This is a genomic window from Xylanibacter muris (assembly GCF_013166605.1).
Taxonomy (GTDB): Bacteria; Bacteroidota; Bacteroidia; order Bacteroidales; family Bacteroidaceae; genus Prevotella; species Prevotella muris.
In genome coordinates this window covers 261,159-270,595 of the sequence record NZ_JABKKF010000005.1, presented here as the reverse complement: position 1 = coordinate 270,595, position 9,437 = coordinate 261,159, and the positions used below count along the sequence as shown (strand labels likewise).

6 protein-coding genes and 5 pseudogenes are annotated in these 9,437 nt (G+C 39.2%); 8 read left to right on the top strand and 3 right to left on the bottom strand.

Annotated elements, in window-relative coordinates; genetic code table 11:
• Positions 1-770 precede the first annotated feature (770 nt).
• Together HPS56_RS07480 and HPS56_RS07475 are read left to right on the top strand one after the other, a co-directional pair.
• A complete protein-coding gene (locus HPS56_RS07480) occupies positions 771-2,006 on the top strand; it encodes a site-specific integrase (RefSeq protein ID WP_172275524.1) in 1,236 nt (411 codons plus the stop codon).
• A 2-nt stretch (positions 2,007-2,008) separates the two neighbouring features.
• Positions 2,009-2,384, top strand: a pseudogene (locus HPS56_RS07475) (virulence RhuM family protein).
• 55 nt (positions 2,385-2,439) lie between these two features.
• Here the strand turns inward: HPS56_RS07475 and HPS56_RS07470 are convergent.
• Positions 2,440-2,743: pseudogene (locus tag HPS56_RS07470) on the bottom strand (helix-turn-helix domain-containing protein).
• Between the two features lie 46 nt (positions 2,744-2,789).
• Positions 2,790-2,891: pseudogene (locus tag HPS56_RS07465) on the bottom strand (helix-turn-helix domain-containing protein); the annotation flags it as partial.
• A gap of 90 nt (positions 2,892-2,981) precedes the next feature.
• Between HPS56_RS07465 and HPS56_RS13200 the strand changes: the two are divergent.
• Positions 2,982-4,270, top strand: a pseudogene (locus tag HPS56_RS13200) (relaxase/mobilization nuclease domain-containing protein).
• A gap of 2 nt (positions 4,271-4,272) precedes the next feature.
• Positions 4,273-4,917: pseudogene (locus HPS56_RS07450) on the top strand (hypothetical protein).
• A 93-nt stretch (positions 4,918-5,010) separates the two neighbouring features.
• Here the strand turns inward: HPS56_RS07450 and HPS56_RS07445 are convergent.
• Positions 5,011-5,232 carry a Fic family protein gene (locus HPS56_RS07445; RefSeq protein WP_289704604.1) on the bottom strand — a complete coding sequence of 74 codons (222 nt, stop codon included), beginning with the start codon at positions 5,230-5,232 and terminating at the stop codon, positions 5,011-5,013.
• Between the two features lie 317 nt (positions 5,233-5,549).
• On the opposite strand from HPS56_RS07445, the gene HPS56_RS07440 reads away from it, so the two are divergent.
• The 4 genes from HPS56_RS07440 to HPS56_RS07425 are packed head-to-tail and all read left to right on the top strand — an operon-like array spanning position 5,550 to position 8,900.
• Positions 5,550-5,765, top strand: coding sequence for a helix-turn-helix transcriptional regulator (locus HPS56_RS07440; protein ID WP_172275522.1), 216 nt, complete (start codon positions 5,550-5,552; stop codon positions 5,763-5,765).
• 1 nt (position 5,766) lies between these two features.
• Entirely contained in the window at positions 5,767-6,786 is a 1,020-nt protein-coding gene (locus tag HPS56_RS07435) for an adenine-specific methyltransferase EcoRI family protein (protein ID WP_172275521.1), read from the top strand.
• A gap of 6 nt (positions 6,787-6,792) precedes the next feature.
• Positions 6,793-7,902, top strand: coding sequence for an HNH endonuclease family protein (locus HPS56_RS07430; protein ID WP_172275520.1), 1,110 nt, complete (start codon positions 6,793-6,795; stop codon positions 7,900-7,902).
• A gap of 8 nt (positions 7,903-7,910) precedes the next feature.
• Positions 7,911-8,900, top strand: a complete 990-nt coding sequence (locus HPS56_RS07425; RefSeq protein ID WP_172275519.1) for a hypothetical protein — start codon at positions 7,911-7,913, stop codon at positions 8,898-8,900.
• Positions 8,901-9,437: the final 537 nt, after the last annotated feature.

The window sequence follows — 9,437 nt, the reverse complement described above, 5'->3', positions numbered from 1 at the left end:
ATGTTATACCTCTTAAGGAAATGTCACCAAATATTTTACTCTGGTAATCAGCCCTTTAACTTGGAAGAGATTTTGGGAAATCTTGACTTTTTAGAGGAAGTTACGAAAAATATATACCACTAACAAATTTATATACCACTAAAATCGGTGGTATATAAATTTGTTATTTCACTCAAATCGGCAATACGATAAGCTCAAAGAGATGCAAATACTCCTCCCAAATAGATGGGATTCATATTACATAAGTTACTAAATAAAAAACCAATATGTACACAGTTATGTATTATGTACACTTTGAAAATATCCTGTTAAATCGAATTTTTCTTCAACGCCTCAGTAACTTCCTCATTAAAAACACATTGAAAAGTTTTGCCAGTTTTGAAATATGTTATACCTTTGTATTCAGATAAACTGAGGTTGCAATCGGAACGATGTACTGAAAGTGTACATTCGGCGCATCTCACTTCCTATATAATTCTGTATATCAATAAGATAAAAGAATACAAAGCGGTTGCCTGGTGGCACCACTTAGAAGAAAAGCAAAAGACAGTAAAATCCTGATTTCCAAACGGAATCAGGATTTTTTGTTTTCCAGCGGAACGCAAAAAACGGCAGAATATTACTGTTACTGGTGTTCCAAAAGGTGGAGCAAAATAGGTGGAGTACATATCTCCACCGAATAAGATTACTTCTCTCTGATTTGCAGTATTTTGCGTATCAAGAAAGCGTGCATGGTTTCCTACTTTTGTACAACGAAAAACTGTAGGAACATGAAAAGAGACTCATTCAATGTGCTTTTCTTCATCAAGAAAGCCAAACTGCTGAAAAACGGGGAAGCCTCCGTGTGTATGCGCATCACAGTGAACGGTGCGCGAGTGGAAAACAACATCCACAAGAGCATTGAGCCTGCCTTGTGGAATCAGGCGAAGGAGTGTGCCAAAGGGAAAAGCCGCAAATCCTGTGACCTCAATGCGTATATCGAAGATGCGAGAATCAAGCTCCACCAGACTTTCAATGAACTGGAGGAACAAGGTCAGTTCATCACCGCTCGCCTGTTGCAGGAAAAGTTCTTCGGGCAAGACCAAGTGCCCGAGGTTGTCCGCACTCTCATTCAAACCATCCAAGAACATAACGACCAATGCCGTGAACTTGTCGGAAAGGACTATGCCCTGATTATCGTCCGCCGTTATGAGAGCTGCAAGCGTTACCTTGCTGAACTTATCAAACTGAAATACGACAAGGAGGATTTACCTTTGTCGGAAGTCAATGGTGAACTGGTACGTGCTTTTGAGTTCTATCTCAAAACGGAAAAGGAGTGCCAGCAGAATACGGTTATCCGCTACATGAAGTGCTTGAAGAAGATAACCAATCTTGCACTTGCCAACGAATGGATAACCAAAGATCCGTTTATGGGCATCAAGTTCCACGAGAAGGAAGTTATCCGTGAGTTTCTGACAATGGACGAACTACTCACTATCTATCACAAGGGGTTTCCGTTAGAGCGTATCACCATTGTTCGTGATGTCTTTATCTTTGCAGCGTTCACTGGGTTAGCCTTCATAGACGTGCAACAACTGGCACCGGAACATATCGTAGAAGACTCCAATGGCAACCTTTGGATTCATAAGCCTCGACAGAAAAAGAAGAATATGTGCAACATCCCCTTACTTGATATTCCGCTGGAGATTCTCCGCAAATACGCAAAGCATCCGGCTTGCCAAAAGAAAAACTGTCTGCTTCCTGTTCCTTGCAATCAGAAGATGAATAGCTACCTAAAAGAAATTGCAGGCTTGTGTCTGATAAACAAGACCTTGACCACACATGTTGCAAGGCATTCGTATGCAACCTCAGTCTATCTTGCCAATGGTGTGAGTATTGAAAACGTGGCGAAAATGCTTGGTCATTCCAATATCAAAATGACACAGCACTACGCTCGTGTACTTGACTCCTCTATTCTGAGAGATATGAATAATGTTAAGTCCGTGATGTCAAAAGCAATGCAATAGGTATGGAAAGAGGAATAATAACAATCAGTGCAACGGGTGCAGTCACTATGCCTACTGCACCTGTATGGATGACCAAGTTTGAGATTGCGGATTTTGTTCGGTGTTTTCTCATGCGATATTCGCAAGGCGATTCATACAATATATAAGAATAAGGAGTTGAACAAATATGATACGATGAAGTATATAAAGCAATTGGACGGTATCAGTTATGATGTTTATAACATTGCAATGATTATAGCCATTGCATTCAGAGTATGCAGTAAAGAAAGTGTTCTGCTTAGACAGTTTATAATCAGTAAAATTAGTACCGCCACAAAAGAAACACCGATTACGCTGTTCGTTTCCTGTAGCAGAGGTAATAACCTATGGTATAGTTGAAGTCCATTGTTCCGCAATCATAGGGCAGACGGCAAACTGCACTCCTTCAAGAAAATCAGATTGCAGCCTGTCGGTAGGCGGAACGGTAGCCGTCATTCAGCATCCGTTCAATATCGGATTCACGGTAGAGGATTTTACCGCCCAACTGGATATAGGCTACGCCCTTCGTTGCGGTAGTCCTAAAGTGTCCAGCGGCTCACCTTCAGGCGTGCAGATACTTCCTTGTCGGTGAAGAAACGCTCACCGCCCAATGTCGGGCGATAGTTGGCGGTCAGATGCTCTACGTTGTCCAGCAGTCGGTCAAGACGACCCATGAAGTGGATTATCCACTCGTTGTCTTTGTTAATCAGTTCATTCATATTACTTTGGATTTAGTGGGATTATTGTTATTACTTTATTCGGTTATTAGATTGTCCTGCCTTTGAACCTTGCTTCCTTTCTCCTGTCCTCCACGATGGAGACGATACGCTTCACATCTTCGGGACGGTAGTTGGTTTTGTGCTTGACGAGATGAATAATAGGCAGTTATTTTGCTTCCGACAAACTGTCAACTTTGCGCATACAGACCACGAGTATTAACGATTAAAATGTAACAAGATGGCAAAGAAAAGAATTTACGAGAACGATGAAGCGTACAAGAACTTCAGACTGGAAGACTATCTGCCTTCCATAGACAGACCCAAGCGAGAGAAAATACCCTCCGCACCGAAAGAGGAACAGCCCACAGAAGTGGCATCCCTATTTCCAGCACCCGATGAACCGGACACATCCGCAGTAATGGAGGCTGTGTCCGAGACGCTCCCGATTGAAAAAAAGAATGTATGGGAAGATGTGGACAATAATGAAGAGGTTGCAACCACGGCTATTGAAACGGATGATTTCCCAGAGCGGACTGTTGCCAGACGCATCAGCAGCAAACAACGCAGGTTGTCATTTGAGGAGTATCGCTCCACATACTTACAGATTCCAAAGATTGCAGACCGCAAACCTGTATTCGTCAGCGGTGAGGTGCGTGACAGATTGGATGAGAAGGGTACTCAAATCATAGATGCGGACGGCTTATTTTTAGAAAATAACGATACGATAGCGCAGGGGGTTATCGGGCAGGCACAGATGAATCCGAGGCTAACAAAGTCTGTCGGGCATATTGCTTTGAGTTTTTCTAAGGAAGATGCGCCACGACTGAATAATGCGGTCGTGGCACAGATTGCCCAAGAATATATGGAACATATGGGTATCAAGGATACGCAGTACATCATTGGACGGCACTTTGACAAGGAGCATCCACATGTGCATATTGCGTTCAACCACATTGGCAATAATGGCAAGACCATTTCTGACAGGAATGACTGCTTTCGCAGCGAGCGTATTTGCAAGGAATTTACCAAGAAATACGGGCTTCACTTTGCCAATGGTAAAGAGCAGGTGAAAGCAGACCGTTTGCGTGAACCGGATAAGACGAGGTACGAGCTATACCAAATCTTGAAAACGGAGGTCGGCAGATGCAAAAATTGGAACACCATGCTTGAAAGATTGGAATAGCAAGATGTAGATGTGCAGTTTAAATATAAGGGACAGACCTATGAGATTCAAGGTATAGTCTTTACCATGAACGGCTATCGTTTCAACGGCTCAAAGGTGGACAGACAATTCAGTTACTCCAAGATTGATGCGGCATTGAGCCGTAACAATTACGAGGAACGGCAGATGCTATCTCAACCGCAAACTAATCGGGAAGAAATAAGCCCTACCTCAAATAGTAGTAACAGTCTTATTGAGGGGTCATTAGGCTTATTCTCTCCAAGCAATATGCCGGAGGAACAGCAGCCATACGCCCGTATCTGAGAAACAAGAAAAAGAAGAAACAACGTAAAATCAACTGGTAATCATGGCAGACAACAATGTATTTATCCTCTTTGAGGAAATCAAGACAGCTTTAAAAGGCATAAGCGGCAAGTTGGAAGAGTTGCCCAACGTGGTAAACCAACATCCGAAAACCGAAGATAACCAACAGGATTTATCCCCGATTAAGAATGTAATCGTGGAAACAACTAAAGCTCAGTCGGAAGATATTAAGGGCTTATTGGCAAGGCTATGGAAGGCATACGCACAACTTTCTTTCGCGATTCTGCGACAATTAGATTCTATCAAGAAGTCGCAGGGAGAACAAGGCGTGCAACAAGAACTGCAACCACAAGAGCATATTCACAAGCATCGCTTTGATATCAAGTCAAGCAAGGTCTTTTCTTTCGTTGTGGGTATTGACGTGGTATGCGCCTTATCATTGTGGGGCAATATCGCACAGTGGCAGTCCAAAAGGCAGTATGCCGATGATGCGCTGAAGTTCCGAGCCATCCGCTCTTGGGGCGGATGCAATACAAATGATGTGCTTTGGCTGAACGAGGTGTTTAACTTGCACAGGGACGAGAAAGCCATTGAATGAATACGGAAGCAGGCGGACGGATATGAAACATCCCTGAAAGCAGTTTCCGACAGTCTGATGCAGGAGAGTATCCAATCAAAATCCGACTGATATGGCATCAAGTGCTTCATAATCAAATCGACTATAAAATTTAGCATCGGAATGGTAGCCTCATTCCGATGCGGTTATATGGCAATAATCCTATTAGAGATTCCTCATCAGCCTTTTTTTAGCTGTTTCTGTCAATTTGTATTTCTGTTTTGGATGCTTCGGCTGATTGGGATAAAGTCGTTCAATTAATCCTTCTTCTAATGCAGGAGTGATATAACTTTCACGGAAATGCTTTAAGTCTTTAATATCACATACATCCGCCATATCCCTCATAGACATATAAGAGTCGCCCATTTTCTGAATGAACAATTCCACTTATGGGGTACTTAGGGGGTTCTTGAGGGGTATTGGTCCTCTTTAGTTGCGTTCTTGTCTTCTTTATCAGTTTCTATTGTGGCTGATGCGATATCAGTTCGCTTGAACGTGATAGTTACAAAACCTCCATCGGAAGACCATGTAGGGTTTCCACACCTTGTGCCTGACAAGCATCCATGGTGTGTTTTGTACCACTGGTATAGTTTTCCAAACAAGCATGGATGATATTTATCTCGGTTTCACATCTATTTTTCAAAAATAATCACTACATTTGCATATACAATCAAGATATTGCTGTTCTTTAAAGCCAAATAGGAATGGAATCAGAAAGAATAAATAGAATAAAAGTAGTATTGGTTGAACAAAATAAAACCGGGAAATGGTTAGCAGAACAACTCCAAAAGAATGAAGCTACTATTTCTCGTTGGTGTTCCAATACTTCACAACCATCATTAGAAATGCTTGTCAAGATTGCGAATGTACTGAAAATAGATGTACGTGAACTGATTAATCCTAGTAACAACGAAAAATAATATGGCAAATAAGAATCTGAATAAAGCTAAAGAAGCTAAGAAAGACGAGTTCTATACGCAGCTTGAAGATATAAATAATGAGCTGAAACATTATCGTGAGCATTTTCGTGGCAAAACTGTATTGTGCAATTGCGATGACCCACGTGTCAGCAATTTCTTCACCTACTTTGCCTACAACTTTGAGTTCCTTGGATTGAAAAAGTTGATTACCACTTGTTACAAGAATCAAGACATGGACTTGTTCAGTCAAAATAAAAGTGAACAGGCTGTATATTTGGTTTATGAAGGAGACAAGAACGGAGACCATATCCCTAATGCGGATGAAATTGGTGTGATGCCATTAAAAGGGGATGGCGATTTTAGAAGCAAAGAGTGTATAGAACTTCTAAAAGAAGCGGATATAGTTGTCACTAATCCTCCATTTTCTTTATTTAGAGAATATGTAGCACAACTCATTGAATATGATAAGAAGTTCTTGATTATCGGACATCAAAATGCTATCAAGTACAAAGAAATATTCCCCTTTATCCAACAAAATAAACTGTGGCTTGGCTATGGTTTTAAAGGAGGGGCAGGCCATTTTATTTCTCATTACGAAGACAAGGCTACCGCTGGAGACCACCGTGAAGGCATGATACGTGTTTCAGGAGTTACATGGTTTACGAATCTTGAAACACCTAAAAGACATGAAAATATCATTCTTTATAAAAAGTATTCTCCCGAGGAATATCCTAAATATGAGAATTATGATGCAATAGATATTTCCAAAACAGCAGAAATACCATGTGATTATGATGGGAAGATGGGAGTACCCATTACTTTTATGGATAAATACAATCCTGAGCAATTTGAAATAATTGGAATTGCTGAAGGCGATTCCGGTAAAGAACTTGGATTGACCCCATTTGATCGTAAACTTAAAGAATTGAATAAAAGTCTTCGCGACGGACAATTATTCTATATGGTAAACGGTTATCCACAGAAACCATTCACTCGAATTATTATTCGTCGTAAAAAGTAATTAGCCATGAAGATAGAACTAAAATCAATAAAAGTTGCTGACCTTATCGATGGCTATAGCAACAATCCCGATACAGGTGTTAAAGGCTTTGGAGGCAAATTGGATATTCGCCCACCCTACCAACGTGAGTTCCGATATAATGTAAAACAGCAGCAAGCTGTTATTGATACAATCTTAAAAAGATTCCCACTCAATATCATGTATTGGAGTGTTGGCGAAGATGGTAATTACGAGATGATTGATGGGCAACAACGCACGTTGTCAATCTGCGAGTTCTTTACTCACGGCTTCAATATTGAGGACAAAGACCGTGGCACGCTCTATTTCTCAACATTGACAAACGAAGAAAAGGAGAAGTTCCTAAATTACGAATTAACAGTATATTTCTGTGAAGGAACAGACAAGGAAAAATTAGATTGGTTCAGAGTTATCAATATCGCAGGAGAAAAGCTGCTCGACCAAGAACTTCTTAACGCAGTCTATACAGGTCCATTTGTGACAGATGCCCGCCGTCATTTTTCAAAGAATGGTTGCCCAGCTTATAAACTCGGTGCAGATTTTCTAAACGGTAGTGCCATTGAACAAGCGTATCTTTCAACTATCCTCAAATGGGCAGCCCGTCATGATGGCATCGCAAAGGTTGATGATTATATGGCACAACATCAGTTTGACCCAAATGCCAACAAGTTGTGGGCTTACTTTGTATCAATCATCACATGGATACGTTCCACATTCCCTAAATATCGTCGTGAAATGAAAGGTTTGGATTGGGGAGCGATGTTTGACGAGTTTGGTGAGGGCGTTTACGATACAGATGTACTTGAAAAGCAAATCCACGACTTGATGGAGGACGATGAGATTATGAAGAAATCAGGTATCTATCGCTATGTATTAAGTGAAGATCTACGTGATCTCAGTTTCAGAACATTCGACAAAAAGCAAAAACGTGAAGCATACGAACGGCAGAAAGGAATCTGCGTACATTGTGGCAAACATTTCGAGTTGGAAGAAATGGAAGCAGACCACATCACCCCTTGGAAAGAGGGCGGTACAACTGTAGCAGAGAATTGTCAAATGCTTTGTAGAAATTGTAATCGAATTAAAGGAGGAAAATAAATATTGACATGGCTAGTAAACTTGATGTATACCAAATAGTTCTAAATAAACGAGCAGGAATTTTTAAGGATGTTATTCTAAAAAAGAATAATATTACTGACAAAACTATTACATATTCAAAACTATTTAATACGTTTTATCGCAACTTAATAGAGCTGATAGGCAAAGATGTTTTCTGTGTAGAAAATAAAAACATAGGTCTAACCTTGTTTAAAGGAAAAGGAGAACGTATAAATAACATACTGACTTCTCACTCTTCAGTTTATACAATAGAAGGATTTATTGATGCAGGTCCTTATAATTCCGTTCGAAAACTTGCTAAAATGTCAGATCCTTCTAAGAGAAGGACTATAAACAAAACTGACATTGTCACTGATAGATATTATTTCTACTTCTATTTTCCATTAGATTCCAAAATTGGGATATTAATGGTTGAGTCTAAGGAAAATGCATCCATACGCAGAGCTGTAAAACCTTTTATTGAAAGATTGTTTAAAACAGATGCGACAAAAGGATGTCGTGTTAATTCATATTTTCCCAAATGGCTAAAAATGGAGTTTATAGAAAGTGCAAATTTGTTTAGTTTATCATTTGAGCAAGAAATTATTACCCAAACTCAAGCAGAAGAAGAGTCTGTTACAAATTCTGAAGAATTTGATGTTAAGGTTACGATTGTTCCAAAAACAAATATAAGTGATATTCAAAACTCGAATACGTTAATCAATAGAATCAGTAAATTCTTTGCCCTCAAAGCTGGAAACTCTACAATATCACTCTCTTCCTTTGCTAACAAAAAAGGTGTCATGAAAAATGAAGAGCAAAAGAAATCATTACCCTTCTCAATAGATAAGGAAAATGACATCCGCCCCATTATAGTTGTTGACAATTATATTTCAGCAGATGATAATGGAGATTTTATACGAGATGAATTGAAATCATTATGTGATAATTTATTAAGTAAAATAAAGCCTGAAGTTTATGGCATAGAACATAGATGAATAGTAATCTATTAATATATTATTTATTTCGTCTCATTAAAGATGGGCACGAATGGCAATATAAAAATTTAAATGGGAAAGAGAAAAAACCAAAGTTCTTTTTTTCCTTTCTACAAATTATTGCACTATGTGTTAGTTTCATATTCTGTTTGTATAAACCAACAGGATTAACAAGTGATGCGACAAACCACATTCTAACGTGTTTGTCTATTATGGTTGCGTTATTTTTAAGTCTAATCATTGTTATATTCGATAAGTCAAAACAAATTTAAACAACCAAATCTATCAGTAAGGCAAGTGAAAAAGTCGACTCTATCCATCCAGTAAAAGAATTACATTTATGGAATTTTTATTATCAGTTTAATGCATTAACTTCTTACGCAATACTATTATCTATTAGCGTAATTATACTTATTCTAATAGGGCTGCTTTTTGATATTGAAATGGATATCTCAAAATACAATTTTATTTCATATGAATTATGGAATAAAACTAGTATCTTTACGTTTATGAAAGGTTTCTTTGTTGTTCTGATGA